The following is a 26,167-nucleotide window of genomic DNA, read 5'->3' as shown; positions in this document are numbered from 1 at the left end:
GAGACTCTCAGACATCAAACTGCGTCAGACAACCATGGTTTGTCTCATCCGAACGCGATGAACTTGAGCCATGACAACGACACCGATCCTCATCATCGGCGGCAAGGGCAAGACCGGCCGCCGGGTGGCAGAACAACTCGAGACCCGCGGAATCGCCTACCGCCTGGCCTCCCGCTCGAGCGAGCAGCGTTTCGACTGGTACGACGAGGGCAGCTGGGCCGGAGCCGTCGCCGGTATCGACACGGCGTACCTGGCACCGCCGGTCGGTCCGACCGGGCTGGCTCTGGCCGGCAAGTTCATCCAGCAGGCGGCGGCCGAGGGGCTGCGCCGGGTGGTGCTGCTGTCCGGTCGTGGCGTCGGCAGCCCGGGCCGCGACTTCGCGGTCTACGAGAGCAGCGTCGAACTGGAGAACGCGGTCCGGGCGAGCGGTGCCGACTGGACCATCGTCCGGCCGGCCTGGTTCGCGCAGAACTTCAGCGAGGACTTCCTGTACGACTACGTCATGGGTGGCGAGATCCGGGTGGCGGCCGGTGACGGCGCCGAGGCGTGGATCGACACCAACGACATCGGCGACGTGATGACGGAGGTCCTGCTCGACGAGCGGCACACCGGCGAGACCTACTCGCTGTCCGGGCCGCGCACGCTGACGATGGCCGAGGTCGCCGACGAACTGTCCGCGGTCACCGGCCGGCCGATCCGGTACGTCGACCTCGAGCCCGAGCAGTTCGTCGCCGAGCTGGTCTCGTACGGGCAGACCCAGGAGGACTCCGAGGCGGTCCGCGATCTCTTCGCCGTGATCCGCAACCGCCGTTCGGAGTACGTGTCCGAAGGGGTCCAGCAGGTGCTCGGTCGGGAGCCGCGTGACTTCGCGGACTGGGCCCGGGAGACGGCGAAGACCGGAGCGTGGTCGGCATGAACCTCACCCGGATCCTCACCATCGCGGCGCTCGTCGGCAGCGGGCTGGTCGCCGGAGTCTGCTTCACCTTCGGTACGGCGATCATGAGCTCACTGCAGCGATTGCCGGCCGGGCAGGGCGCGACCGCGATGAACCTGATCAACGTCCGCATCCAGAATCCGCTGTTCCTGCTCGTCTTCCTGGGCACCACGCTGATCTGCGTGGCGCTGCCGATCCTCGCGTTCGTCAACGACAGCCAGGGCAAGTGGTGGCTCCTGACCGGCTCCGCCCTCTACCTGGTCGGCGTCATCGTGGTCAGCATCGCCGTCAACTTCCCACTCAACGACCACCTCGCCACCATCGATCCGACCTCAGCGGCTGGCGCCGCCGAATGGCAGAACTACCTCGACAAATGGAACCCCGCCAACAACATCCGCTTCGTGACCGGCACCCTCGCGATCATCGCCTTCGCCCTGTCCCTCCACGCCAACCGCGCTGCATAAGTTCGGTTGGGGGTGGGCGGTAGCGTGGCGAGCGTGATCACCATTGAGCGCGTTGTCACCGTGGACAAGTCCGTCGAGAGCGTCTTCGGCTATCTGTCCGACTTCGAGACGACGACCGAGTGGGATCCCGGCACGGTCACCACGGTCAAGGTGGCAGGCGACGGCGGCCCCGGTACGACGTACCGGAACACCTCGTCGTTCGCCGGCCGGGAGACCGAGCTCGAGTACGTCGTCCAGCAGCGGGAGGCCAACCAGGTCTTCCAGCTCCGCGGCGAGAACAAGACGGTCAGCGCGCTCGACACGATGACCTTCCGCAGTACCGGCGAGGGCACCGAGGTCACCTACCGCGCCGAGTTCGAGTTCAAGGGCGTCACCCGGCTGATCGAGCCCCTCTTCAAGAGCCAGTTCAAGAAGCTCGGCGACGAGGCCGAAGAAGGCATGCGGACCGCCCTGCAGAAGCTCGAAGGGTAGAGCCTGCGCCACCTTGATCGGGGTGGCTGCGGGATGGGGCGGCGAGGTCTTCGGCGAAAGAGTTGGGGTATTCGATCCCCAGCCTTCGGAGGACTTTGATGAAGCGGCTTCTGGCAGCCCCTGCCTTGCTCGTCGCGGCGGTGATGCCGCTGTCGATGACGACCACAACGGCCACCGCGGCGCCCACCGACCCGGTGCCCGCGCTGACCCGGGCGGCGCACCCGATTCGTAGTACCGACGCGACCGGCAGTCTGCGTGACCTGAAGCCGCTGACCAGGATGGTCGGTAGCGCGCAGGTGGTCGGTGTCGGCGAGGCGACCCACAGTTCGAGTGAATTCTTCAAGCTCAAGCACCGGCTCTTCCGCTCGCTCGTGCAGGAGAAGGGCTTCACCACCTTCGCCCTGGAAGCCAGCTGGAGCACCGGTCTCGAGCTCGACCGGTACGTCGTCAGCGGCGTCGGCGATCCGCGCGAGATCATGCGCCGCGAGTTCCAGGACGCGTACAAGTTCTGGAACACCGACGAGTACCTCGCACTGATCGAGTGGATGCGTTCCTACAACCGCACCCATGCCCGCAAGCTCCACTTCGTCGGCGACGATGTCGGCTACGCCAGCCCTGCCCTGCTCGACCGGGTCATCGACTATGTCGGCAAGACCAACCCGGCACAGCTCCCCGAGATCAAGATCCTGTACGCCGGAATCCGTTCCGACGCGGAGTACAAGGCCTGGAGCAACGCGTACTTCGGGAAGCCGCTGGCCGAGCGGGTCAAGATCGAGGCGGCCGCCCGGCGGGCCGTCGTACTGGTCGAGTCGTTGCCGGCTGGTCCCGAGCGGACTTGGGCGGTGCAGCATGCCCGGGCGATCTGGCAGGTCGCGAAGCTCTACTCCTTCGACGTCGCGAACCCGCAGGAGACCCCGAAGGCGATGTACTTCCGCGACGAGGCGATGGCGGCCAACACGGCCTGGTGGGCTCGTACGACGGGGGCGAAGGTGATGGTGTCGGCGCACAACGGGCACATCGCGCTCGCGTCGAACTCGCCGAAGGACTACCCGAAGATCCAGGGCCAGTTCCTGCGGGAGCAACTCGGGCGGGATTACGTCGCCGTCGGCTTCTCCTTCGACCACGGCTCGTTCAACGCCCATGACACCTCCACTGGCGAGCTCCGCGTCTTCACCGTGCCGCCGGCCGCGCCGGGCAGCAACGAGCACACCCTCGACAAGGTCCCGTACCGCAACTACTTCGTCGACCTGCGCCGAGTGCCCGCCGCGACCCGCGCCTGGCTCGACGTACCGCGGCTGACCCGCGACATCGGCACCGCCTATCCGTGGCCGGAGCTGCCGACCCGGTTGTCTCACAGCTACGACGTCCTCATCCACCTCAACGAGGTCTCCGCAGCGAAGCTCCGCTGACGCGCAAAAGGGAACCCGAGAGCCTCTCGGGTTCCCTTTGTAGGGTCAGTCAGCCGACCGCAGCATCGTGCGGATGCCGACCGTCAGCCCGAGCGCCACCGTGATGAGGCCGGCGACCCAGCCCCACAGCACAGCGGTCGCCATGACGTCACCGGCGAACAGCGTCCGTTCGGCCTCGACCAGGTAGGACAGCGGGTTCACCTTCGACGCGGCGCGCATCCACGCGGGACCGCTCTCCAGCGGCAGCAGCATCCCGGACAGGATCATCAGCGGGAACAGGAACGTCTGCTGGACCACCCAGAACATCCAGTCCTGCTTGCGCACCGCGATCGCCAGTGCGTAGCTGAAGGCTCCCAGCCCGATCCCGAACACGGCCAGCAGCGCGAGCCCGACGATCGCGCCGCCCAGGTGCAGGTCGAAGCCGAACGGGACCATCACCGCGATCACGATCACCGCCTGGCCGAACAGCGGCACCATCTCCTTCAGCGCACGGCCGATCAGCAGCGACGACCGGGACAGCGGCGTCACCAGCATCCGCTCGTGCGCACCCGTCTGGAACTCCATCAACAGGTTCGACCCGGTCGCCGACGTACCGAACAAGGTCGTCATCACCAGGATGGACGGTACGAACCACTGCCAGACGCCGCCGTCGAGCGAGCCGCCGAGCGACCCCGCGAGCAGCGGGCCGAAGAGTGCCAGGAAGACCAGCGGCTGGATCATCCCGAACAGCAACGTGAACGGGTCGCGCAGTACCGGCTTGAGCTCGCGCCGCATCACGATCGAGATGTCACGGAAGAGGTTCCGGTCCGCGGGAACGGTGGTCCGGCGGGTGGTGGCGGGAACGGTGAGGGTGGTCATGCTGCGGCCTTTCCGGTGGAGTCGGCCTCGCGCAGGCTGCGGCCGGTGAGGTTGAGGAAGACGTCGTCGAGCGTCGGCCGGCGTACCTGAGCGGTGGCAACCGGTATTGCGGAACGCTGGCTCGCCGCGATGAGTTCGGGCAACGCGGCCGGGCCATCCGCGACGCGCAAGGTCAACTGGTCGCCATCGACAACAACATCCTTTGCGCCGGGCAACTGCTTCGCGAGCTCGGCGGTGCGGGCGAGGTTGCCGGGTGCAACAGTCAGAATCAGCTGGTCGCCGGCCAGCTCGGCCTTGAGGGCGTCGGCCGTGTCGTCGGCGATCACCTCGCCGTGGTCCACCACGACCACCCGCTCGGCCATCGAGTCGGCCTCGTCCAGGTAGTGCGTGGTGAGCATGATCGTCATCGAGTACTGCTCGCGCATCCGCAGGATGTGGTCCCACAGGTTGGCCCGGTTCTGTGGGTCCAGGCCGGTCGACGGCTCGTCCAGGAACAGCAACCCGGGTGCGTGCACCAGACCCATCGCGACGTCGAGCCGGCGGCGCTGACCACCCGACAGGTCGGACACCTTGCGGTTGGCCAGGTCGACGAGTTCGAGCGAGTCGAGCAGTTCATCGGCCCGTTTCTTCGCCGAGCGGGAGTCGAGGCCGTAGATCACGCCCTGGCCGACGAGCTCGTCGCGGACCCGTTGCGAGTGGCCCGCGCCGTTGCCCTGACCGACGTACCCGATCTGCCGGCGGACCAGACTCGGGTCGGCCGTCACGTCGTACCCGGCGACCTTCGCGGTACCGGACGTCGGCGCGATCAAGGTGGTGAGCATCCGCAGGGTGGTCGTCTTGCCGGCCCCGTTCGGGCCGAGCACGGCGACCAGCTCGCCCGGTTCGACGTCCAGGCTGATGCCGCGGACCGCATGCACGGTCTCGGTGCGGTTCACCACGAAGTCCTTGGTGAGCTCTCGGGTGCTGATCACGATGTCTCCTTGTGGTCTTGGTTCTGACACCGGAGACATTTCCAGGAGTAGAGGACAACTTCTGGCCTGTACTCATGGCAATCTGAAGTCATGTCCGAAACCTCCGCTCGACTTCTCGCGCTGCTGTCCCTGCTGCAAGCGCGACGCGACTGGCCGGGCTCGCTGCTGGCCGAAAGGCTCGAAGTGAGCCCGCGAACGGTCCGCCGCGATGTGGACCGCTTGCGCGACCTCGGCTATCCGGTGCGTGCCAGCAAGGGACCGGACGGCGGCTACCGCCTGGACGCGGGCGCCGACCTGCCTCCGCTGCTGTTCGACGACGACCAGGCGATCGCGGTCGCCGTCGCGCTGCAGACCGCGACCACGTCAGTGACCGGTATCGAGGAGGGTGCCCTGCGCGCACTGGCCACGGTTCGGCAGGTGATGCCCGCGCGCCTGCGGCAACGCGTCGACGCACTCCAGGTCACCACCGTCGACCGGTACGCCGACTCGCGCCGGATCAAGGTCGACTCGGAGCACCTGATCGCGATCGGCACCGCGCTGCGCGCCCGGGAGGTACTGCGCTTCGACTACACCTCGCCGCGCGCCGACGAGGATGCGGAGTGGGTGCCACCGCGCAAGGTCGAGCCGCACCACCTGGTCACCTGGGGCGGCCGCTGGTACCTGGTCGGCTGGGACCTGGACCGCAACGACTGGCGCACCTTCCGGGTCGACCGGATGTTGCCCAAGACACCGACCGGCCCGCGCTTCACCCCACGCGAGCTGCCGGCCCCCGACGTGTCGACGTACATCTCGAGCCGCTTCCAGGGCCGGAACCAGTGGCCGTGCCGCGGTACGGCGATCCTTCAGGCAAAGGCCACCGACATCGCCCGCTGGGCCGGCCGCGACGCCCTGGTCGAAGAGGTCACCGACACCAGCTGCCGCCTGACCCTGAACGGCTGGTCCTGGACCGGCCTCGCCGCCAACTTCGGCATGTTCGAAACCGACGTCGAGTTCATCAACCCACCCGAACTGAAACAAGCCGCCCGAGACCTGGCCACCCGCTACCTCGCTGCCGCCGGATCGTAGCGGCAGTCGGCGTATTTGGAGTTGGCAATATCAGTTGTGCCTCCGACGCAACTCTTTGCGTCCTAACGGCCCTCTTATAGGCGAGACCGTGAACGTCGGCACGTCAGGTGGACTCGCAACCATCACGGATTCCCAGAGTTCAGTTTCTGACCAGAACGCCCGGCCGGCTGTGGGCTGTCCTCTGTCCAAAACCCCCGTGGCGGAAAAGGTGAGGCGCGCGTGCCGACACATCGGAAACGGCCGGCCTGGAAGGCTACTGGCGTCGTCGTCGCGTGGGCGTTGGTGTGCGCTGCCAGCATCGTCGGCGGGTTCACCCTGCTGACAGGCGGTGCGGGCTCGACGTCGCAAGACATCGCTGCCACGGCTCCGCTGTCGACGAGCCCGAGTGCACCGGCTGCGGCGTATCCGTGTCCGGGCTTCAGTGGAATCGAATCCCGTGTGCCGGTCAAGATGCTGTTGAGTGACACCTATGTGTGGGGCGACGATCCGCCGTACCAGGTGGGTAATGGGGCTGGTGACATCGACTGGCGTTCGGATCCGTACAAAAGGCCCAGTTGGTACATGTGGCTGCACTCGCTGCGCTGGCTGGGGCAGGGCGTCCGCGCGGCCGGTACCGGAGACCGTCAGGCGCTGACTCGGGTGATGACCATCATCGGTGACTGGGTGCGCGATCATCCGTATTCGTGGCAAGGTGATGTGGGCGCGTGGGAGTCGACGATGCATCGCACGAACGTGCTGATCTGTGCCCGTCAAGCGGTGTTGTCCGGTCTTGGTGTCCAGCGGCTCCCGAGTGAGTACGAATGGCTGGACCGGTCGTTGCTCGAGCACTCCAGGTTCTTGATCGAGAACTGGAGTGGACCGTGGAATCACGGTACCGACGAGAGCATCGCGTTGCTCGGGATCGGCTGCGTGCTGGGTCGGAGCGAGCTGACGAACCACGCCGCCAAGCGCTTGACCGAGGCAATTACTGTCTCGATCGACCCGCAGGGGTCGACCAACGAGCAGTCCATCGGGTACGCGATGTTCAGTTACCAGATGTGGGGCCGGGCAGTGACCGCTCTCCGGCGCTGCGGATTCGACCCGGCGCCCGTGATCGAGGTACGGCGACGTGCCGCGGCGGAGTGGATCGCGCTGGCGACGACGTCTGCTGGAGAGTTGCCCCAGGTCGGGGACTCGATCCGGCAGCGACCCCAGGCGGTGGCCGGGACACCGTTGGAGTACGCCGCCACGCTCGGGCGACGTGGTACCCGGCCGGCGCGGCGGACGGCTGTGTTCGATGCGGGGTATGTGTTCGGGCGGACCGGCTGGGGCGAGACCCGGCCGTTCACGCAGGAGTCGACCTACAGCATCCGGTTCGGTCCGGCCCGGCAGTTGCACGGCCATGAGGACCACACTTCGATCACCTACACCTCGCGTGGACGCGATATTCTGATCGACCCCGGCCATTCGGGCTACCAGCGTGACCAGTGGCAGACCTTTGTCAGGAGTCAGGCCGCGCACAACGTGATGACGATTCCGACCGCCGAGGTTGTCCGGGCGGAGACCAAGCTGACCCGATCACTGATCGGTCCGCGGTCGGAGTACTACCAGTTCGCCGACAAGCCCGCCAAGGGCGTCGACCGTACCCGCGACGTCTTGGTGCTGAAGGATCCCGACCTCATCGTCACCTTGGACCGCGGGCGATCGGACACCGACCAGCGCTACGAAACCCTGTGGCACCTACCGCCGGACCAGAACGTGACGGTGCAGTCGGCCACCACAGCGGTCGCGGCCAAGCCGGGCGATCGTTCGAAGACCTACGTGCTCCAGGTCCCCTATCAAGATTCCCAGGGCGGCGACGCGATCACCGTGCAGAAGGGGAAGACCGATCCGGTGCAGGGCTGGTACTTCAGCGGCAGGACCCCTCGCGAAGCCGCGCCGGTGGTCACCTTCGGTCGCAGCGGTAGGACCGCCTCCATCCTGTCCGTCGTCGCACCCGTCGGCGCGGCAGAAACCGTTGCCTACAGCACCCGAACCCAGGGATCGCAGTTCTTCTTGGACCTCACCGTGGGCAGCCGGAAGACGACCATCCGGGTCGCGTCGGACGGCCGCCTCACCCGCCTGTCCTGAGTGCTGTGCGCCGCGGCCGTCGGAGCAGCGTGGCCGTCAGGGCGCCGTCGGGGCGAAGCGGTCGGTGGCGGCGAGGACGAGGTCGGAGACGCTGCTCTTACTTGCGCCGTGGCCGGCGTCTCCGACGATGTGCAGCTCGGCATCCGGCCATGCCTGTGCCATTCGCCAGGCGGTGTCCGGGGGACTGCTGATGTCGAGGCGGCCGGTGATCAGGACGCCGGGAATGCCGGCCAGCTTGTCTGCGTCGCGGAGTAGGGCGCCGTCCTCGATCCAGCCGAAGTGAGCCCAGTAGTGCGACACCAGGCGCGCGAACCGCAGGCGGAAGACCGGGTCCTCGTAGCGCGGGTCGGGCCGGTAACCGGAGTACGTCGCCACGTGCGTGTCCTCCCATTCGCACCAAGCGCGAGCCGCCCGGTCACGCACGGCCGGGTCGGGATCGTGGAGCAGACGGCTGTAGGCGAGTGCGAGATTCCCGTCCCGCTCCTCCACCGGTACGACGTCCCGGAATCGCGTCCACTCCGCCGGGAAGATGCGGCCCATGTCGCGGGTGATCCACTCGACCTCGCGCGGGGTCGAACTCGTCACGCTGAACACCACGATCTCGGAGACCGCGGCCGGATGCGTCTCGGCGTACGCGAAGGCGAGAGTCGCACCCCACGATGCACCCAGCACGAGCCACTTCTCGATGCCGAGGTGCTCGCGCAGCAACTCGATGTCGGCGACCAGATGCCAGGTCGTGTTGGTGCTCAGGTCGGCCTCGGGCAAGGCGGCGTCCGGCGTACTGCGCCCGCACCCTCGCTGGTCGAACAGCACCACCCGGTACTTCGCCGGGTCGAAGAACCGCCGCCAGAACGGCCCGGCCCCGGAGCCTGGTCCACCGTGCAGCACCACAGCCGGCTTGCCCTCGGGGTTGCCGCAAACCTCCCAGTACACGAGGTGGCCGTCACCCACATCGAGTAACCCATGGTCATAACGCTCAGTTTCCGGATACATCCAGCGGCCTCCGTCGGCGAGAGATCTAACAGCGCTGTTAGATTACTCCCATGGAAGGCGCGATCGGTACCCGATTACGGCACGTGCTCGAACTGCTCGACGGCGATGTCGCGAAGGTCTACCAGGACCTCGGCCTGGCGGAGTACCGGCCGCGGTTCTCGCCGGTCGTCCGGACGCTGGTTGCCGAGGGCCCGTTGTCGATCCGGGCGCTGGCGACGGCGGTCGGGGTGACCCATTCGGCTGCCAGCCAGACGGTTGCCCAGCTCAACCGGGCGGGCTTCGTGACGCTCGAGCCGGGCACCGACGCCCGCCAGCGCATCGTCCATCTCACCGACAAGACCCGCGAACTGCTCCCGGTCATCGAAGCCGAGTGGCAGGCAACCAGCGCCGCGCTTGCCGAGCTGGACGAGGAGCTCTCGGTGCCGCTCGGTCAACTCCTCAAGGAAGTCGTTGCGGCCGTCGAGCGGCGCCCCTTCCACCAGCGCATCGCCGCGCGCGGCATCATCGGGCAGCGGTCAGGCGGCGTCGTGAAGCGGGCGACCGGGAGCAACTCAGGGTAGAACCGCTCCGGGAGGCCGGGGCGCCAGGTGTGTGAGTCAGAGGACGCCCGTGTAGGTGAGGGCGAAGGTGGCGCAGGGGAGGAGGAACAAGGAGGCGAGGATGACGACGCCCTTGAAGGTCATGCCCGGTCCGATGAAGCGCCGGTACGCCGCGACGAGCACCGGCACCATCACGATCTCCAAGGGCAGCATGCTCCGCGGGATGACCGTGTCGAGGGCGGCCAGTACGACGGACAGCCCGGCCGCCGCGATCCAGAACGCGAACCCCAGCCGGTACGTCGCCCGCGCGCCGAGCCGGACCGCGATCGTCCGGTACCCGGCGGCGCGGTCGGCCGTCAGGTCGGCGAGCGTCGTCGGCAGGTAGAGGCCGATCGCGGCCAGCGTTCCCTGCAACGCCATCAGCCAGGGGAAGCCGCTGAGATCCGGGTCGACCGCGGCCCACCCGGCCAGCGGACCAAAGGTGCCCAAGGCAAGTGAATTGGCCGCGACGTCGAAGCCGGCGCGGGTCTTCAACCGCACCGGCGGCACGCTGTAGGCCCAGCCGAGCACGAGCGCGAAGACCACGCCGAGGGTGAACACCGTGCCGACCAGCAGGCTGACCGCGATCGAGGCCAGACCCGCGACCACGGCAAGCCGCTTGGCCTGCTCGAGCGTCACGCGTCCGTCCAGCAGCGGCGACTTCGACTTGCGCGGATTCAGCAGGTCACCCGGCAGGTCATACGCATCGTTGATCGCGAGCACCGCCAGCCAGAGCAGCGGACCCATCACGACCGCGCCGATCGCCAGCCGTGGCCAATCCGCCGGCTCGGGCACCAATCGACGCGTGGCGAGCAGGATGCCCACGTAGTACGGCACCACCGAAACAACCCAGAACGCGGGCCGCCCGACGGCCACCACATCCAGCAACCGCCGGCCCAGCCCGCGGACTTCTGCTCTCGGCCCCACCAGTGTGGTCACGTCATCCACACTGCTCCTGCTACGCCCCAGCGGCGTCCCTCCAACGGGTGAATCGGCTCACTCCCCAGCGTGGATGTGCGCAAGAACACCGGTCTCCAGGGCCACCCAGACCTCACCGTCGGGGGTCAGCGCGAGCCCGTGCGGCTCGGATCCCTCGCCGAACGCGACCTCCTCGACCACAGCGCCCTCCGCGTCCAGCCGGATCACCGAAGCCGATCCCCACAACGTCACCCAGCAGCCACCGTCAGGCGACGTCACCACAGCGTGCGGCTTGGACTCGCGATCGGGCAGCGGGAACTCCTCGATCTTGCCGTCCGCGTCGATCCGTCCCAGCTGTCCGGCCATCAACTCGGTGAACCACGCGCCACCCGGCGCCGCGCTGATCCCCACCGGCCCGGCCGCGGGCGTCGGCAACGGGTAGAGCTGCACCTTGCCGTCGACCGACATTCGCGCGATCGAGTTGCCCTGGTTCAGCGGGAACCACAGCCCGTCGTCGCCCGCCGTGATCATCGACGGGAACCCACCGGTCGTCCCGATCTCGAACGTGGTCACCGCACCGTCGACGCTCACCCGGCCGACCTGGTCGGTGTTCATCAACGTCGTCCACAGCGCGCCGTCCGGCCCCACGCACAGCCCGTACGGCGCTGTGCCCGCGCCCAGCTCGACGGCGGACACCACTCCGTCCGCGCCGATCCGTCCGATCCGGTCGTCACCGTTCCGGGTGAACCACACCGCTCCGTCCGGCCCCGGCACGATCACGCTCGGCCGGCTCCCGGGCGCGTCCAGCCCGAAGCGCTCGACCTTCCCGTCGGCGTCGCGCCGAGCCACCACACCGGCGTGCACCAACGTCGTCCACACCTCGCCGGGCCGGCCACCCAGCGCCACGCCGTACGGGCCCTCAGCGCTGTCGGTCACCGGGAAATCTGTGCTCTGCAAGGCTCTTCTCCTTCGTCACGAGAGTCGCGCTCCAGTCAATCAGCACTGCGGCCCAGCCGGTCTGTCACATTCCCTGGCCGGGCGGAGTCGGACAAGTGAAACCGCAGAACCACGAACCCAGGAGCGCATCATGACCGCAACCGTTCTCGTCACCGGCGGCACCGGAACCCTCGGCCGCCTCACCACCCCGCTGCTGCGCGACGCCGGCTTCAAGGTGCGCGTGCTCAGCCGCAGCAGCCGGGAGTCCGCGGACGGCATCGAGTACGTCGTCGGCGACCTGACCACCGGCGAAGGCATCGGCGCCGCGGTGGCCGGCGTCGACAAGATCGTCCACCTCGCCGGTGACGCCAAGGGTGACGACGACAAGGCCCGCACCCTCGTCAAGGCGGCGACGAAAGCGGGTCAACCGCACATCGTCTACATCTCCGTCGTCGGCGCCGACCAGGAATCCTTCGCGTACTTCGGGTTCAAGCGCGGCGCCGAGCTGGTGATCGCCGACTCCGGTCTGCCGTGGACGACGGTCCGCGCGACGCAGTTCAACGACCTGGTGCTGACCCTGGCCAAGGCGATCACGAAGCTGCCGATCGCCCTGGTGCCGAGCGGCTTCCGGGTCCAGCCGATCGACGCCCGCGATGTCGCCGCCCGCCTGGTGGAGCTCACCCAGAGCGAGCCCGCCGGCCTCGTTCCCGACATCGCCGGGCCGAAGGTCTACACGCTGAAGGAGATCATCGGCTCCTATCTGGAAGCCACTGGCCGCCGCCGCCCGATGGTTCCCCTGCACCTGCCCGGCAAGGCGGCCCGCACTTTCCGCACCGGCATCAACCTCGCCCCCGCCCACGCCACCGGCACCCGCACGTGGGAAGCCTTCCTCACCGAGCGGGCCTAGACCTTCGAATTCATCCGTGGGTGGAGGCCTGAAATGGGTACGGCACCGAGAAGGGGGTTCGCCACTTCAGGCAAGTACTGGATGAGGACGTGCTCCGCCGGAGCACGGGGTAAGGAGCTGGGTGATGCGCAAGACGAGAATCGCCGCGCTGGGGGTTGTGGCGGCGGTCGTGGCCGGAGTTTTGTTCCAGCTCCCGGCCAGTCCTTTCGCCCGCCACGGCTACCCAGAGCGACCAGTTTCGGCGACCACCGACTTGGCCGTGACCGGCCCCGCCGCCCAAAGGGTGGAGCCGCAAATGCGCGTAGCGCCGGAGCCTCGGGTATCAAATGCGGCGCCTGGGCAGGGGGAGCCGGCGATCACCTATCCGGTCCGTGGTACGGGCGCGTTCTCGGTGCTCCCGGGCGACCCGAAGCCGAACGGCAGGGCGGGCAAGCTGTTCACCTACCAGCTGGTCATCGAGGGCGGCATCACGGGCATCGATCGGGCGGCCTTCGCGGCATTCGTCCGCGCGACCTACGGCGCACCCCAAGGCTGGACCGCGGGCGGTCTCTACCGGTTCCGCCAGGTTGGCCCTGGTGAGCGTGCCGCCTTCCAGTTGATGCTCGTCACGCCCGCGACCCGCGACGCGATCTGCGGTGGTGGCTTCGATCAGTACACGAGTTGCCGGATCGGTGATCGGGTCGTGCTCAACGTCGCGCGCTGGGTCAAGGGAGTGCCGCACTACGGCGCCGACCTCACGGCGTACCGGCAGTACATGATCAATCACGAGACCGGTCATCGCCTCGGCCACGGCCATGAGCTGTGTCCGGGTCCCGGCAAGCCGGCTCCCGTGATGGAGCAGCAGACCCTCGGCCTGCACGGTTGTACGGCGTACTCCTGGCCCTATCGCAACGGCACTCGCTACAAGGCGCGGCTCGGCCAGTACAACGACAAGCCGCCGGCCAACTAGGAGTTCAGAATCGGCTGGGGGAGCTGGTCGGAGGCGTTGGCGGTGATCGCGGCGGACTCGAGGCCGTCGGCGACGGTGTGCAGCAGACGGATCAGGTGCGCCGCGTCGGTCGGGCCGAGAATGCCGGTGACCACGTCGAGCACCCGGACGGTCAGACCGTCCAGCTGGGACAACCGGGCCTGGCCCATGCCGGTCACGGTCAGGGACGGTGAGGTGCGCACCAGCCCCAGGCCTTCGAGCTCGGCGATCGCCAGCTCGGCCTCGCCGGTGGTGGTGCCGACCTGCGCGGCGACGGCCTCGGCGCTGTCGCGCCCGTTGGAGATCGCGCTCAGCACCAGCGCGGCCGGCATCTTGATGCCGACGGCGTCCTGCAGCCCCAGGATGAGCGGGTGCGCGTGGCCGCGGACCCGTTCGACGGCGTCCAGCAGGCGGAGCGCGTCGCTGATGTCTCCGATCAGATGTTCGGTCTGGACAGTGGCGATCCCGGTCGGCATGACGACCTGGTCGGGAACCGCCAGTGCCTTGGTCCCAGCGTCTTCGATGGTCACTCGTCCAGCCTACGGAGGCGCTCCGACAGCTTCGGCGTGTCGTACCTGAGGAAACGCTGTGAATTCGGTTCGCACAGGTAATCGAACAGGGCTTCGAGGGCCTGCTGAAGCTCCTGGACGATTGCCCAGATTTTGTGCGTGACCTTCCGTTCCCGTCGTCCGTTGGATCTGACGTGACGGTGAACACACGGCGCACCGGCACCGCGCTCGCTCCGCGTACGAAGGCCGACCAACCCTGGAACTGCATGGAGGACAAGTGACAACCGCCACCGCCACCCAGACGTCTGAGCGCCGACGCGTACGAGTCTGGTTCGGTGAGCACGTGATCGCCGACTACAACGCCGAGCCGGCGTTGGCCGAGCGGTACGCCCACGCCATGAGCCGTCGTTTCGCCGGGCTCCGGGTCACCAACGACCCGATGCCCGCCGTCGACCGGCTCCCCGACCCCCTGCCCGGCGAGCGCATGTGGGATGTAGCCCCCCGCTGAACCACTGATCGGCGGCAGGCGAGAGCGGACGATCTGTCCCTCGCCTGCCGCCCTCAATCTCGGTTCGATGCGCCTGATCGATCCACCTGAGCTGTAGAACCTCAAGTTGTAGCGCCTGAAGAATTTTCACGTCCGCACCGTGACCGCGAGGTCCGCCGGTGCGGACGTTTTCTGTCCCGGCCGCGATGTCGAGCCCCTTGCCGCGGCTCCGACGTACCGGTAGCGAGCCGATCCCCGGCTCGGAGGAGAAGGAGAGATCATGGCCCGGCCCGTCCTGAACAGCATGCTGCTCGGCAGTTCCGACCCCGACCGTCTCAAGGCGTGGTACCGCGACGGCTTCCAGGCCGAGACCGACGGCTACGGCAACCTGGACCTCGGTGGTTTCGGTCTGGTCGTCGAGCAGCGTGACGACGTCGACGCGAAGACGATCGAGCCGGGCCGGCACATCGTCAACTTCGCCGTCGACGACATCGAGCAGGCCGCCGCCCACCTGCGCACGCTGAACGTCCAGTGGCTGGTCGAGCCCGAGGACCGCGGCATCGGCATCTTCGCCACCGTGATCGACCCCGACGGCAACTACGTCCAGCTCATCCAGATGAAGCCGGAGTACTACGCCAACAAGTAACCCCCGCCCGCCCGTCGCTTGGTCGCCGGGAGCCCTGGTGCAACAGCGCTCCCGGCGTCCAGCGGGCTGCTCGGCCTGAAGGTGTGGTTGCGTTGGACCACCAACGACCTGCCTGGACGACTTGGACGGCTCCGTGCTGAACCCCTTCCGGATCGACGTTCCGCGGGAGGCGATCGACGACCTCCACCGCCGCCTCCGCGCGACCCGCTGGCCACGGGAGTTGCCCGGCGACTGGCAACGCGGAGTACCGGTCGAGTATCTGCGCTGGGTGGTGGAGCGGTGGCTGGAGTTCGACTGGCGAGCTTGGGAGACGCGGCTCAACGCGATACCGCAGTACACGACGATCGTCGATGGGCAGACGGTGCACTTCCTGCACGCGCGCTCGCCGGAGCCGACGGCCATGCCGCTCGTGCTGACGCATGGATGGCCGGGGTCGGTCGCCGAGTTCCTCGACGTACTCGGGCCGCTCACCGACCCGCGTACGCATGGTGGCGATGCCGTTGATGCTTTCCATGTTGTCGCCCCGTCGGTGCCGGGACACGGTTTCTCGGTACCGCTGGAAGGGCCCGGCTGGGATCACGTCCGGATTGCTCGGGCGTGGATCGAGTTGATGGATCGCCTCGGCTACGGCCGGTACGGCGCTCAGGGCGGCGACACCGGATCGGTGGTCTCACCACTCGTCGGGCGGCTGGCGCCGGAGCGGGTCATCGGCGTACACCTCAACGGCGGGCTGGCGTTCCCCGCGGCGCAACCTGGTGACTTCGACGACCTCAGTGCGACGGATCAGGCCAAGCTGGCGACCGCGGAACACATCCGCGCGACCGGGACCGGGTACGCCGTACTGCAGTCGACCAAACCGCAGACGGTCTCGTTCGCCTTGAGCGACTCACCGGTCGGGCAGCTGGCCTGGATCCTGGAGAAGTTCCACGACTGGACCGACCCGGCCCGGGATCTGCCGGAGGATGCGGTCGCGCTGGATCACCTGCTGGCGAACGTCTCCATCTACTGGTTCACCAACACCAGCGCGACTTCCGCCAACCTGTACTACGAAGGTTCAACCGAACCGAGTGAGCCGAGTGGTGTGCCGACGGGCGTCGCGGTGTTCCCGACCGACCCGGCGATGCGCCACATCCTCGAACGCGAGCACCACCTCACGCACTGGGCGGAGTATGAGCGGGGCGGTCACTTCGCCGCGCTGGAAGCACCTGACCTGTTGGTGGAAGACATCCGCACGTTCTTCCGCGCTTTGCGTCAGCAGTAGGACCGGCAGCCGCGCTCGACGCCGTACGCCCGCCGAGCCTTCGCCACCGCAGCGACGGGCGACAATTGCCGCCCCTCATGCCAGGCATTGAGAAACACCTGCGGCGCGACCGCTCCCCGACGGACCCACCAGTGCCCAGCCGGCGTAGGCCAACTGATCCCAAAATGCAGATGGGGCGGCGTCTGCTGCGCACTCCCCGTCTTCCCGATCAACCCAAGCTGCTGCCCAGCTCGCACCTTCACGCCCGGCCGAATCTCCGCCCCAACCGCCGACAGATGTGACCCGTAGTACCGAACCCCATCCACCCCGACAACAGACACCGACAACCCACCCCGATCCCGCCCCACGTTGGTCTTCTTGCTCCAACTGTCCACCAACGTCACCTCATCAACCCGCCCATCAACCGGCGAAACAAACCGACACCCTTCACCCGCAAAGATGTCCGAAGCCGGATAGTCATGATGCCGCTGCGAAGTATCCGCCCGACACCCGCCAACGGGAAACACGTACTGCGTGCCGGCGCTCGCCGCTTTCACAGGCGCCGGAACCGGAGCGCCGGGAGTGGGCTCTTGCGAGATCGGAGCGCCTGACGTGGAGCGAGGCCGGTCGAAGGCGTCGGTGGTCGTGAGCACGATCAGTCCGCTGCCGGCGACGACCACAGCAGCAGACACAAAGGGCACCCACAAGGACCTCTTCACTGGGGCCTCACCGTAACAGTGGGCACGTCGGTGGGGGCGGGGGTTCATCCGGAGAACATCTGCAGGTCATCGGGAAAGGCGATGATTCCGCGGGATTCCGCCCTTCGAGAGGACGCACGATGGGACACACCCACGATCACAGCCATGATCACGGTCATGGGCACGGCCATGGACATGGCCACGATCACGACCACCACCACCCGAATACCGAGCTGGATGCGGCGACCGCCGTCGCGCTGGACGTGTCGGTTCCGGACGGTGATCTTTCGCCGAGTGAGCTGTCGCGGCGCGGGTTGCTTCGCTCCGCAGGCATCCTCGGTGGGGCGGCCGCGCTTGCTGTCTCTGGGGCCGAGTTCGCGGCCGCGACCACGCCCGGCGCGCAGGTGTTCAAGGCCGGGCACCAGCCGAACGTCTGGCTCGCGGGCGATCACCACATTCACACCCAGTTCAGCTCCGACGGCATGTACCGGGTGATCGACCAGGCCCGGCACGCGGCTGCCTACGGTCTCGACTGGCTCGTCATCACCGACCACGGCGGTGCCACCCACGCCCGGATCGGGGTGGACCTGGTCAACCCGCAGATCAAGGCGGCCCGGTCGGAGCTGAAGGACACGCTGATCTTCCAGGGGCTGGAGTGGAACATCCCGGCCGCCGAGCACGGCACGGTGTTCGTTGCGCCGGGCAACCGTGAGGTCGAAGTACTGAAGCAGTTCGAGAACAACTACGACGGTGGTGTGAAGGGTGCCGGGGGCAACACTCCGGCGAACGAGGCGCTCGCCGTCTCCGGTATCCAGTGGCTCGGGCAGCAGGTCGACCGGCGCCGGATCCAGGACGCGTTGTTCCTCGCCAACCACCCGGCCCGCAACGGCATCGACAGCCCGCACGAGATCCGCAACTGGCGCGACGCCGATCCTCGGATCGCCGTCGGCTTCGAGGGAGCACCCGGTCACCAGGCGGCCGGCTTGCCCGCGGCGATCGGTGCCGGCTCGGCGCGTGGATACTACGGCAACTCCCCGAACGCCAACTCGTTCCCCGGCTATCCCGCCGAGTCCTACCGGACCTGGGGCGGGTTCGACTGGATGACCGCGACCGTCGGCGGACTCTGGGACAGCTTGCTTGCCGAGGGCAAGCCTTGGTGGATCAGCGCGAACTCCGACTCGCACGTGAACTGGAACGAGACCGCCCGTCGCCCCGACGGTTCGGACCGCGCCCAGTTCGATCGCGACGGCCGTTACATGGACCCGGTCTACAGCAACGCGGTCAACCGTACGGTGGGAGATTTCTGGCCCGGGTACTACAGCCGCACGCACGTCGGCGCTTCCCGTCGCGACTACCTCTCGGTGATGGAGGGCCTGCGCAACGGACGGATGTGGGTCGACCACGGCGCGCTCGTCAAGGGTGTCGAGGTCGAGGTTCGCGAGGTCGGCAAACGCTTCGGCGAGCCGCTCGGCGGCGCGTTGCACGTACGCCGGGGCCGCGCGGTCGAACTCGTCGTCCGGATCACCGCGCAGAACGTCCCGAACTGGGCCAACTTCACCCCGTCGCTCAACCGCGTCGACGCGATCCGCGGCTCGGTGACCGGCGCGGTCAGCGACCGGGACACCTTCACCGCGCCCGACACCAAGGTCGTCCGCCAGTGGGATACCTCCGGCAAGCGCGGCACCTTCGAGCTTGTCCTGCCGCTCGGCAAGGCGGAGTCGCCGTACTACGTCCGCGTGCGCGGCACTGACGGCAACCGCAGCCAGCCGGGTTACCTGGGTGCCGCGATCGATCCAGCCGGTCCGAAGCTCGACGTGGTCGGCGATGCGGACCCGTGGACCGACCTGTGGTTCTACACGAACCCGATCTGGGTGCTCCCGACTCGATGATCATCGCTGTCGATGCAGGCTCAGCAGACGCCGTGGAGGCCGAGCACCTCCTCCACGGCCTGCTGGAGTCCGCCACGGGCTCGGTGGTCGCCTGCACCCATGTGGTGCCAGGTGGCCACCTTGCCGTGTCCATCCATGTCGATGGGGACTTCGACCAAGCGGCTCTCACCCACGACGTCGGCTCAGCCATCATCCGCCCGGGTGCAGCCGAGCCGCTCGTGGCGGGACCGAGCCAACTGGTCCGCGGCGCCTACGTGGCCGCAGTAGAAGCAGCACTCGGTACGGCGGGCCGGCTGGTCGTCTTCCCCGGCCAGCAGCGCGCTCGTGGCACCCTCACGGCCGCAGAACTCCGCACCCACTGCGAAATCGACCACCTGGAAGCACTCGGCGGCCTCCCCGTCGACGACACCGCCCTGATCGACACCCGCAACTACATCCGCCCAATCCGCCGCAACGGCCAAACCGTCCTCCAACTCCAGCCGGCCGCCGGCGACGTACTGATCCCCTTCGAACTAGAACACCAAATCAAGTGCTGCGCCGACCACTAGCCGCGCTCGCCCCAGGCGGTGGAGTTCTGTAAAACCTCGGGGAGTGGGCCGATGACGCCGAGGCGTTGGGTGCAGCGGGTCAGGGCGACGTACAGGTCGCGGAGGCCGCGGGGTGACTCGATCAGGATGCCGTCGGGGTCGACGACCAGGACGGAGTCGAACTCGAGACCCTTCGCACCGGCCACTGTCAGGACACTGACGTTCGGTACGTCGGCAATGGCCTCCTGCACCAGCTCGAGCCGGTGCCGCGAGGTGATGACGCCGACCTGCCCGTACTGCGTTTCCTCGTGTGCCACCTTGCTCACGTACGCCGCCTGCTCCGCCGGCTGGACGTCCACGTGCCACGGCTTGACCCCGGTGGAGCGCACCGAGCGAGGAGCCTGCGCTGTCGGGTCGACCTCGCGCAGTACCTCCGCTGCAAGCTCCATCACCTCAGCGGGCGTGCGGTAGTTCATCGTCAGCTCCGCAAGCCGCCAGCGATCGCCGAAGGAAGGCTCCAGCGCCTGCTGCCAGCTAGTGCCGCCACCGGCAGCGCCTGTCTGAGCGACATCGCCGACCAGCGTCATCGACCGCAACGGACAGCGCCGGGCGATCGCACGCCACGCCATCGGGGACAACTCCTGCGCCTCGTCGACGATCACGTGCCCGTACGTCCAGCGCCGGTCGACCGAGGCCCGCTCGGCCAGCGAGCGATCATCATCGGCCTCATAGCGAGCGGCGAGCGCCTCGGCATCGAGAATGTCCTTCGCCGACAACACCTCCGCCTCGTCGTCTTCGTCGAAGTCCGTCGACCCCGAACCCGACAGCACATCCAGTGATCCCTGCGCATACGCGATCGCCCGCGCGCGCTCGGCCCGCTCGCGAGCCAGGTCGCGCCCGTCGTCACCGAGCAACTCCGCGGCCTCGTCGAGCAGCGGCACGTCGGCCGGGCTCCAGTCATCGCCGTACCGAAGCAGGTGTTCGCGGTCGAGCGCACTGAGCTGAGGAGCCGCCGATGCGAGCCGCTGCTCGTCGCCGTACAGGTCGATCAGCAACTGCTGCGGGCTGAGCACCGGCCAGAGCCGATCGAGCAAGGCCCGTACTGCGGGGTCTGCCACCACCTCGTTGCGCAGTTCGGCCAGGTCGTACTCGTCCAGCAGGTTCTCGCCGCCGAGCGGGTCCGCGCCGATGATGTCGGCGTACCGGTCGACCAGGTGGTCGATGATGTCCTTGGTGAAGAAGGGCTGTGCCTGGTTGTGCGTCAACTGCCGGGCGCGAGCGCTGGCGCGAGCCTGCTCGACGACGGACGGCTCCAGCCGCAGTACGGTCCGGTCGACCGTCAGCTCGATTGGTTCGGTGGGGACCCATTGCCGGTCGGCGACCGCGGTCTCGATCACCTCGGCCATCACCGCGCGGCCCTTGACCTCGGCCACCTCGGCGGGTTCGGGCCTGGTCGCGGTCAGGCCGGGGTACAGCTCGGCGACCGTGACGAGCCGGACGCCGTCCTCGCCGAGTGACGGCAGCACCTGACCGATGAATCGCAGGAAAGTCGCATTGGGGCCGACGACCAGAATTCCGCGCTTTTCCAGCTGGGCGCGATACGTGTACAAAAGGAATGCGGCGCGATGCAGGGCGATGGCGGTCTTGCCGGTGCCCGGTCCGCCTTGCACGACGAGCACGCCGGGCAGCTCGGAGCGGATGATCCGGTCCTGGTCGGCCTGGATCGTGCGCACGATCGACTCCATCGAGCCGGTCCGCCGGGCTTCCAGCGCGCTGAGCAGGACAGCCTCGCCGACGACACCCGTGCCGGGCTGCGAGGCGCCGGCCGCGGTCCGGTCGAGGTCGAGCTGCTCGTCCTGGACGTCGATCACGCGGCGAAGCCGGGTCTGGATGTGCCGGCGGCGGACGATGCCCTCGTTCGCCACCGCGGTGGCGATGTAGAACGGGCGCGCCGCGGGGGCCCGCCAGTCGACCAGCAGTGGTTCGTAGTCCTCGTCGTGCAACCCGATCCGGCCGATGTGCAGGACCTCGCCGTTCTCGTCGTCGAGCCGCCCGAACGCGAGCCCTTCCTCGGCCGCGTTCAGCCGGGACAACCGGGCGTTCAGGTCACGGACCCGGCCGTCACGCTGGTGCAGGGCCTGCGCGTTCCGCGTCCCGGCGACCTGCTCGTCGCGCCGACGCCCCTCGGTCCGCTCCCGCTCCCGATCGAGCGTGGCATAGAAAGTCGTCAGGTGAACCTGTTCGGCCTCGACCGGATTCAGCAATTCCAACCCCTCGTGATAAAATGCACCGCAGTGGTTCCCGGCCGCCATTCTTCCGGCGCTTTCGGTGGCAGCCACAAATACCTGAGTTTATCCCGGTGACCGCGAATTCGGCGAGGCGTGCGCCACTCTCGCTTGACCTCAAGTCGTGTTGAGGTCCTAGCGTCGGCGAGGTGATCGATCCTCCGCTCCGCCTGGCGCTGCTCGTCCGCAATCGCGAACCGGGCCGCTTCGGCACCGTCGTGGCCGACTGGTTCGGGCGTGAGGTCGAGCAACGCGACGACTTCAAACTCGACCTGATCGACCTCGCCCGGACACCGCTGACCGACCTGCCCGCCCGGATCGACGAGGCGGACGCGATCGTGATCGTCTGCCCGGAGTACAACCACGGCTATCCCGGCGACCTGAAGACGGCGATCGACGCAGTACGGCGCCCCTGGTACGCCAAGCCGGTCGCCTTCGTCGTCTACGGCGGTCGCTCAGGCGGCCTGCGCGCCGCGGAACAACTCCGCCAGGTCTTCGGCGAGCTCCACGCCGTCACCATCCGCGAAACCCTCAGCTTCCACCAACACACCACCCCCTTCACCCCCGAAGGCACCCCCACAGACCCCACCACCTCCGCGGCCGCCACCACCCTCCTGACCCAGCTGGCCTGGTGGGCAAACCCTCTCCGCGAGGCCCGCAGCATCACGCCGTACCCGTTCTGATTCCGCTGAGCCCGGAATAGCCGACGACGAGCGGTAGTTGCGGTTGTACGTGACTGCTGAGCCGATGCCCCTGTCCGTGCTTGATCTTTCGCCGGTGCCGTCCGGGAGCCGACCGTCCCAGGCGCTCCACGAGACCCTTGAGCTGGCTCGCAGTACCGAGGCCGCCGGTTATCACCGGTACTGGCTGGCTGAGCACCACAACATCCCAAGCGTGGTCAGCACCAGCCCCGAGGTGATGATCGCGGCCGTCGCCGCAGCCACCTCAACGATCCGCGTCGGCTCCGGCGGCATCATGCTGCCGAACCACTCACCGCTCAAGGTCGCCGAAACGTTCCGCGTCCTCGGCGGCCTGTATCCCGACCGCATCGACCTCGGCATCGGCCGCGCACCCGGCACCGACCAGCGCACCGCCCTCGCCCTCCGCCGGAGCCGCGAGGCACTCTCCGCCGACGACTTCCCCGACCAGTACGCCGAACTGCGCGCGTACGCCGAGGGCTTCCCGGCCGGTCACCCCTTTGCGCCCATCTCGGCGCAGCCCGCCGACGTCCCGCTCCCGCCGGTCTGGATCCTCGGCTCGAGCGCGTACGGCGGTCAGGCGGCCGCATCGCTGGGAGCCGGGTTCGCGTACGCCGGCCACTTCGGCACCCTCGACCCGGTCGGCGTCATCGGCTCTTATCGCGAGCAGTTCCAGCCGTCACCCGAGCAGGCCGAGCCGCACGCCATCCTCGCCCTCGCCGCGATCGTCGCGGAGACCGAGGAACGCGCCCAGGCCCTGAGTCTGGCCAACCAACTCTCGATGCTCCGCCTCCGCTCCGGCCGCCCCACCCCGCTCCCGTCACCCGACGAAGCTGCCGCCTACCCGTGGTCCGACGGCGAACGCGCCGCCGTCGAAGAATGGGCAGGCCTCGTCTCCGTCGGCACCCCCGACCAGGTCGCCGAAGACCTCGCCCGCCGAGCCCGGTCGGCCGGCGCCGACGAACTCATCATCACCACCAACATCCACGACCCCGCCGAACGCCGTCACTCGTTCGATCTCCTCGCCGCAGCTTGGGGCCTGAAACCTCGCTAGCCGGCGAAATGTCGAGTACGTCGTACCGGCTCCGACGTGTCGGGCATGACGAACGAAAAAGCAAGTCTGCCGCCCGCCGTCGACCGGGCAGCCTTCGAAGCTGAACTGCAGACGCTGCGTGCCCGCGAGAAGGCGCACACCCGGGAAGGCGACGCGATCGCCGCGGCCCGCCGCCGGCTCCCGATGGTCGAGGTGGACCCGACGCTGGAACTGACCGGTGCCCAGGGTCCGACCACTCTCCTCGACGCCTTCGAGGGCCGTCAGCAACTGATCGCCTACTACTTCATGTGGCATCACGGCCATCCCGCCGCTGAGCAGTGCCAGGGCTGCACCTGGTGCACGACGCAGGTCGCCGAGCTGTCCTACCTGCACTCCCGGGACATCACCTACGCGGTCTTTGCCCAGGGCCCGTACTCCGAATCCAGTCGCTATCGCGACTTCATGGGCTGGGAGATGCCGTGGTACTCGGCCCTGCCGTCGCTCGAGACCCTGCTGGTCGGCCGACGCGTCGGCTCGATGCACCTGGTCTGCTACCTCCGCGACGGCGACCGCGTCTTCGAGACCTACTGGACGACTCTCCGCGGCGTCGAGGCGATGGACTACAGCTATGCGCTGATGGATCTCACCGTCTACGGGCGACGGGAGCAGTGGGAGGACTCACCGGCCGGCTGGCCGAAGGAGTGGCAGCCCGGCTATCCCAAGGTCCTGAACGGCCGCCCGATCGCCCAGTGGTCCCGGATCGAGGCCGGCCGCTCCGACCAGCTGTGAGTCAGGTCGGGGTGCCGCGGACGTGTTCGAAGATCAGGCTGGTTTCGGCGTGGATGACGGCGGGATCGGCGGTCAGATGGTCCAGGACGAAATCGCGGAGGGCGTCCGGTGACTCGGCGGCCACGTGGAGCAGGTAGTCGTTCGCGCCACTGACATGGAACAGCGACAGTACGCCGGGCAGGCGCGGCGCCGCCGCCCGGAAGCGGTCGATCTCGTCTCGCGAGTGCGCGCCGATCCGGATCGCCACCAGCGCCTGCAGCGGCTGACCGAGCGCCGCCAGGTCCACATCCGCGTGGAAACCGCGGATCACCCCTCGATCGCGGAGTGACCGGACCCGGGTCAGACAGGTCGACGGCGCGATCCCGGTCGCCTCGGCGAGCGCGTTGTTCGGCATCCGGCCGTCGGCGGTCAGCAGCCGGACCAGCTCCTGATCGACCTCGTCGAGCGCAGCGGGCACCGGCCGCGGGGCCGGTCCAGGCGTCCGACGATCCTTCGGCATACCCCCACTGTAAGCGTCATCCACAGAATCCACAGCGTGTGGACAAGCCTGTGGACGAATTTTCTTCGGAACTCTTGCGCTAGATCTGCAGAAGATTCCATCCTCGCCACATCACCGAGGAGGCGACCATGACCCAGCTGGACACCCGCTCCGTGCACGCCGGCCGCGACGACCTGACCGCGCTCGGCGTCCACGTCCCCCCGATCGACCTCTCCACGACCTACCCCCTGCCCGGCGTGTCCAGCGGCGGAGCGTCGTACGACGCCTTGGCGCTCGGCAACGGCCCGGACGGCGGCAGCCTCGTCTACCAGCGCCTGTGGAACCCGAACGTCGCCCGCTTCGAGGAGGCCATGGCCGAGCTCGAGTACTGCGAGGGCGCAGTCGCGTTCGGCTCCGGCATGGCGGCCCTCTCCGCCGCGCTGCTCGCCACGGTCGCCACGGGCAAGCCACACCTGGTCGCCGTCCGCCCGATCTACGGCGGCTCGGACCACCTGTTATCCACAGGCCTCCTGGGTACGACGGTCACCTGGGTGACCGCCGGCGGTATCGCCGACGCGATCCGCCCCGACACCGGACTCGTCATCGTGGAGACCCCGGCCAACCCGACGGTGGAGCTGGTGGACATCGCCGCGGCCGTGCGACAGGCCAACGGCGTACCGGTGCTGGTGGACAACACCTTCGCGACGCCGGTACTCCAGCAGCCCGCGCAGCACGGCGCGACGCTGGTGCTGCACTCGGCGACGAAGTACCTGGGCGGTCATGGCGACGTGATGGGCGGGGTAGTCACAGCTAACGCCGAGTGGACCGCCAAGCTTCGGCAGGTCCGTGCGCTCACCGGGGGCCTGCTGCACCCGCTGGCGGCGTACGAGCTGCACAGGGGACTGCAGACGCTCCCTGTCCGCATCCGGGCGCAGCAGGCATCGGCGGAGAAGCTGGCTGACTGGCTGAGCACGCATCCGGCTGTGGACTACGTGTACTACCCGGGTCTGCCCGAGTGCGACCCGCTAGGCCTGGTCGGGCGGCAGTTGGCCGGCCCGGGCGCAGTACTGGCTTTCACTACAGCGGGCGGCTACCAGGCGGCAGCCCATGTGGCAGCTTCACTCCAGCTCATCACCCACGCCGTCTCCCTCGGCGGAGTAGACACCCTCATCCAGCACCCAGCAGGCCTGACCCACCGCCTGGTTGCCGAAGAGGCCAAACCCCACGACAACCTCCTCCGCCTGAGCATCGGCCTCGAATCCTCCGAGGACCTGACCGCCGACCTGGCCCAAGCCCTGAGCTAGGTCG

27 protein-coding genes are annotated in these 26,167 nt (G+C 68.2%); 18 read left to right on the top strand and 9 right to left on the bottom strand.

The features are described from left to right. Window positions 1–70 precede the first annotated feature (70 nt). From ACQPYM_RS41225 to ACQPYM_RS41210, 4 genes are all read left to right on the top strand, one after another. Entirely contained in the window at window positions 71–916 is an 846-nt protein-coding gene (locus ACQPYM_RS41225; protein WP_433012580.1) for an NAD(P)H-binding protein, read from the top strand. Continuing rightward, the gene (locus ACQPYM_RS41220) at window positions 913–1,398 is read left to right on the top strand and encodes a DUF1772 domain-containing protein (RefSeq protein WP_433012577.1); all 486 of its coding nucleotides are present in this window, start codon (window positions 913–915) and stop codon (window positions 1,396–1,398) included. Before ACQPYM_RS41225 ends, ACQPYM_RS41220 begins: the two co-directional genes overlap by 4 nt. A 33-nt stretch (window positions 1,399–1,431) precedes the next feature. Next, window positions 1,432–1,869, top strand: a complete 438-nt coding sequence (locus ACQPYM_RS41215; RefSeq protein WP_433012574.1) for an SRPBCC family protein — start codon at window positions 1,432–1,434, stop codon at window positions 1,867–1,869. Window positions 1,870–1,967: 98 nt separating this feature from the next. After that, the gene (locus ACQPYM_RS41210; RefSeq protein ID WP_433012571.1) at window positions 1,968–3,278 is read left to right on the top strand and encodes an erythromycin esterase family protein; all 1,311 of its coding nucleotides are present in this window, start codon (window positions 1,968–1,970) and stop codon (window positions 3,276–3,278) included. A gap of 45 nt (window positions 3,279–3,323) precedes the next feature. Here the strand turns inward: ACQPYM_RS41210 and ACQPYM_RS41205 are convergent, their stop codons facing one another. Together ACQPYM_RS41205 and ACQPYM_RS41200 are read right to left on the bottom strand one after the other, a co-directional pair. Continuing rightward, complete coding sequence (locus ACQPYM_RS41205; RefSeq protein ID WP_433012568.1) at window positions 3,324–4,136, bottom strand: ABC transporter permease; 813 nt, start codon at window positions 4,134–4,136, stop codon at window positions 3,324–3,326. After that, window positions 4,133–5,107, bottom strand: a complete 975-nt coding sequence (locus ACQPYM_RS41200) for an ATP-binding cassette domain-containing protein (protein WP_433012565.1) — start codon at window positions 5,105–5,107, stop codon at window positions 4,133–4,135. The genes ACQPYM_RS41205 and ACQPYM_RS41200 overlap by 4 nt, the downstream gene beginning before the upstream one ends. A gap of 90 nt (window positions 5,108–5,197) precedes the next feature. Here ACQPYM_RS41200 and ACQPYM_RS41195 point away from each other — a divergent pair, with 90 nt between their 5' ends. Together ACQPYM_RS41195 and ACQPYM_RS41190 are read left to right on the top strand one after the other, a co-directional pair. Next, window positions 5,198–6,172: a helix-turn-helix transcriptional regulator gene (locus tag ACQPYM_RS41195; RefSeq protein WP_433012562.1), complete on the top strand. Its 975-nt coding sequence runs from the start codon at window positions 5,198–5,200 to the stop codon at window positions 6,170–6,172. A gap of 219 nt (window positions 6,173–6,391) precedes the next feature. Continuing rightward, window positions 6,392–8,281 carry a heparinase II/III domain-containing protein gene (locus tag ACQPYM_RS41190; protein ID WP_433012559.1) on the top strand — a complete coding sequence of 630 codons (1,890 nt, stop codon included), beginning with the start codon at window positions 6,392–6,394 and terminating at the stop codon, window positions 8,279–8,281. A gap of 36 nt (window positions 8,282–8,317) precedes the next feature. Here ACQPYM_RS41190 and pip read toward each other — a convergent pair whose 3' ends face one another. Beyond that, window positions 8,318–9,274 (bottom strand): prolyl aminopeptidase, encoded by a 957-nt coding sequence (gene pip / locus ACQPYM_RS41185; protein ID WP_433012556.1) that lies wholly within the window; start codon window positions 9,272–9,274, stop codon window positions 8,318–8,320. Window positions 9,275–9,324: 50 nt separating this feature from the next. Between pip and ACQPYM_RS41180 the strand changes: the two genes are divergently transcribed. Further along, on the top strand, window positions 9,325–9,834 hold the full coding sequence (locus ACQPYM_RS41180; RefSeq protein WP_433012553.1) for a MarR family winged helix-turn-helix transcriptional regulator: 510 nt from the start codon (window positions 9,325–9,327) through the stop codon (window positions 9,832–9,834). A gap of 36 nt (window positions 9,835–9,870) precedes the next feature. Here ACQPYM_RS41180 and ACQPYM_RS41175 read toward each other — a convergent pair whose 3' ends face one another. Both ACQPYM_RS41175 and ACQPYM_RS41170 read right to left on the bottom strand, forming a co-directional pair. After that, the gene (locus ACQPYM_RS41175) at window positions 9,871–10,791 is read right to left on the bottom strand and encodes a UbiA prenyltransferase family protein (RefSeq protein ID WP_433012550.1); all 921 of its coding nucleotides are present in this window, start codon (window positions 10,789–10,791) and stop codon (window positions 9,871–9,873) included. A 57-nt stretch (window positions 10,792–10,848) separates the two neighbouring features. Next, window positions 10,849–11,727, bottom strand: a complete 879-nt coding sequence (locus ACQPYM_RS41170; RefSeq protein WP_433012547.1) for a Vgb family protein — start codon at window positions 11,725–11,727, stop codon at window positions 10,849–10,851. Window positions 11,728–11,857: 130 nt separating this feature from the next. Between ACQPYM_RS41170 and ACQPYM_RS41165 the strand changes: the two genes are divergently transcribed. Next, window positions 11,858–12,613 carry an SDR family oxidoreductase gene (locus ACQPYM_RS41165; RefSeq protein ID WP_433012544.1) on the top strand — a complete coding sequence of 252 codons (756 nt, stop codon included), beginning with the start codon at window positions 11,858–11,860 and terminating at the stop codon, window positions 12,611–12,613. 124 nt (window positions 12,614–12,737) lie between these two features. Next, window positions 12,738–13,562 carry a DUF3152 domain-containing protein gene (locus tag ACQPYM_RS41160; RefSeq protein WP_433012541.1) on the top strand — a complete coding sequence of 275 codons (825 nt, stop codon included), beginning with the start codon at window positions 12,738–12,740 and terminating at the stop codon, window positions 13,560–13,562. Here ACQPYM_RS41160 and ACQPYM_RS41155 read toward each other — a convergent pair. Further along, a complete protein-coding gene (locus tag ACQPYM_RS41155; protein WP_433012538.1) occupies window positions 13,559–14,110 on the bottom strand; it encodes a MarR family transcriptional regulator in 552 nt (183 codons plus the stop codon). The genes ACQPYM_RS41160 and ACQPYM_RS41155 overlap by 4 nt on opposite strands. Window positions 14,111–14,366: 256 nt before the next feature. Here ACQPYM_RS41155 and ACQPYM_RS41150 point away from each other — a divergent pair, with 256 nt between their 5' ends. From ACQPYM_RS41150 to ACQPYM_RS41140, 3 genes are all read left to right on the top strand, one after another. Further along, window positions 14,367–14,597: a hypothetical protein gene (locus tag ACQPYM_RS41150; protein ID WP_012924486.1), complete on the top strand. Its 231-nt coding sequence runs from the start codon at window positions 14,367–14,369 to the stop codon at window positions 14,595–14,597. Window positions 14,598–14,856: 259 nt separating this feature from the next. Continuing rightward, on the top strand, window positions 14,857–15,222 hold the full coding sequence (locus ACQPYM_RS41145) for a VOC family protein (protein ID WP_433012535.1): 366 nt from the start codon (window positions 14,857–14,859) through the stop codon (window positions 15,220–15,222). A 133-nt stretch (window positions 15,223–15,355) separates the two neighbouring features. Continuing rightward, entirely contained in the window at window positions 15,356–16,483 is a 1,128-nt protein-coding gene (locus ACQPYM_RS41140; protein WP_433012532.1) for an epoxide hydrolase family protein, read from the top strand. On the opposite strand, the gene ACQPYM_RS41135 is transcribed toward ACQPYM_RS41140, so the two are convergent. After that, window positions 16,474–17,229: a peptidoglycan DD-metalloendopeptidase family protein gene (locus tag ACQPYM_RS41135; protein WP_433012529.1), complete on the bottom strand. Its 756-nt coding sequence runs from the start codon at window positions 17,227–17,229 to the stop codon at window positions 16,474–16,476. The genes ACQPYM_RS41140 and ACQPYM_RS41135 overlap by 10 nt on opposite strands. A 71-nt stretch (window positions 17,230–17,300) precedes the next feature. Between ACQPYM_RS41135 and ACQPYM_RS41130 the strand changes: the two genes are divergently transcribed. Together ACQPYM_RS41130 and ACQPYM_RS41125 are read left to right on the top strand one after the other, a co-directional pair. Then, window positions 17,301–19,049 (top strand): PHP domain-containing protein, encoded by a 1,749-nt coding sequence (locus tag ACQPYM_RS41130; protein ID WP_433012526.1) that lies wholly within the window; start codon window positions 17,301–17,303, stop codon window positions 19,047–19,049. Continuing rightward, the gene (locus ACQPYM_RS41125) at window positions 19,046–19,597 is read left to right on the top strand and encodes a hypothetical protein (protein ID WP_433012524.1); all 552 of its coding nucleotides are present in this window, start codon (window positions 19,046–19,048) and stop codon (window positions 19,595–19,597) included. The genes ACQPYM_RS41130 and ACQPYM_RS41125 overlap by 4 nt, the downstream gene beginning before the upstream one ends. On the opposite strand, the gene ACQPYM_RS41120 is transcribed toward ACQPYM_RS41125, so the two are convergent. Further along, a complete protein-coding gene (locus ACQPYM_RS41120; RefSeq protein WP_433012521.1) occupies window positions 19,594–21,846 on the bottom strand; it encodes a HelD family protein in 2,253 nt (750 codons plus the stop codon). The genes ACQPYM_RS41125 and ACQPYM_RS41120 overlap by 4 nt on opposite strands. 164 nt (window positions 21,847–22,010) lie before the next feature. Between ACQPYM_RS41120 and ACQPYM_RS41115 the strand changes: the two genes are divergently transcribed. The 3 genes from ACQPYM_RS41115 (at window position 22,011) to ACQPYM_RS41105 (ending at window position 24,381) form a co-directional block, all read left to right on the top strand. Next, on the top strand, window positions 22,011–22,544 hold the full coding sequence (locus ACQPYM_RS41115) for an NADPH-dependent FMN reductase (RefSeq protein WP_433012518.1): 534 nt from the start codon (window positions 22,011–22,013) through the stop codon (window positions 22,542–22,544). Window positions 22,545–22,638: 94 nt separating this feature from the next. After that, the gene (locus ACQPYM_RS41110) at window positions 22,639–23,613 is read left to right on the top strand and encodes an LLM class flavin-dependent oxidoreductase (protein WP_433012515.1); all 975 of its coding nucleotides are present in this window, start codon (window positions 22,639–22,641) and stop codon (window positions 23,611–23,613) included. A gap of 45 nt (window positions 23,614–23,658) precedes the next feature. Continuing rightward, the gene (locus ACQPYM_RS41105; RefSeq protein ID WP_433012512.1) at window positions 23,659–24,381 is read left to right on the top strand and encodes a DUF899 family protein; all 723 of its coding nucleotides are present in this window, start codon (window positions 23,659–23,661) and stop codon (window positions 24,379–24,381) included. Window position 24,382: 1 nt separating this feature from the next. Here ACQPYM_RS41105 and ACQPYM_RS41100 read toward each other — a convergent pair whose 3' ends face one another. Next, on the bottom strand, window positions 24,383–24,880 hold the full coding sequence (locus tag ACQPYM_RS41100) for an Lrp/AsnC family transcriptional regulator (protein ID WP_433012509.1): 498 nt from the start codon (window positions 24,878–24,880) through the stop codon (window positions 24,383–24,385). Window positions 24,881–25,008: 128 nt separating this feature from the next. On the opposite strand from ACQPYM_RS41100, the gene ACQPYM_RS41095 reads away from it, so the two are divergent. Beyond that, complete coding sequence (locus tag ACQPYM_RS41095; RefSeq protein WP_433012506.1) at window positions 25,009–26,163, top strand: trans-sulfuration enzyme family protein; 1,155 nt, start codon at window positions 25,009–25,011, stop codon at window positions 26,161–26,163. Window positions 26,164–26,167 lie beyond the last annotated feature (4 nt).

The organism is Kribbella sp. CA-294648 (genome assembly GCF_050943845.1).
In the GTDB taxonomy this organism is placed as follows: Bacteria; Actinomycetota; Actinomycetes; order Propionibacteriales; family Kribbellaceae; genus Kribbella.
The sequence above is the reverse complement of the archived record's forward strand: the minus strand, read 5'-3'. Positions and strand labels throughout refer to the sequence as shown.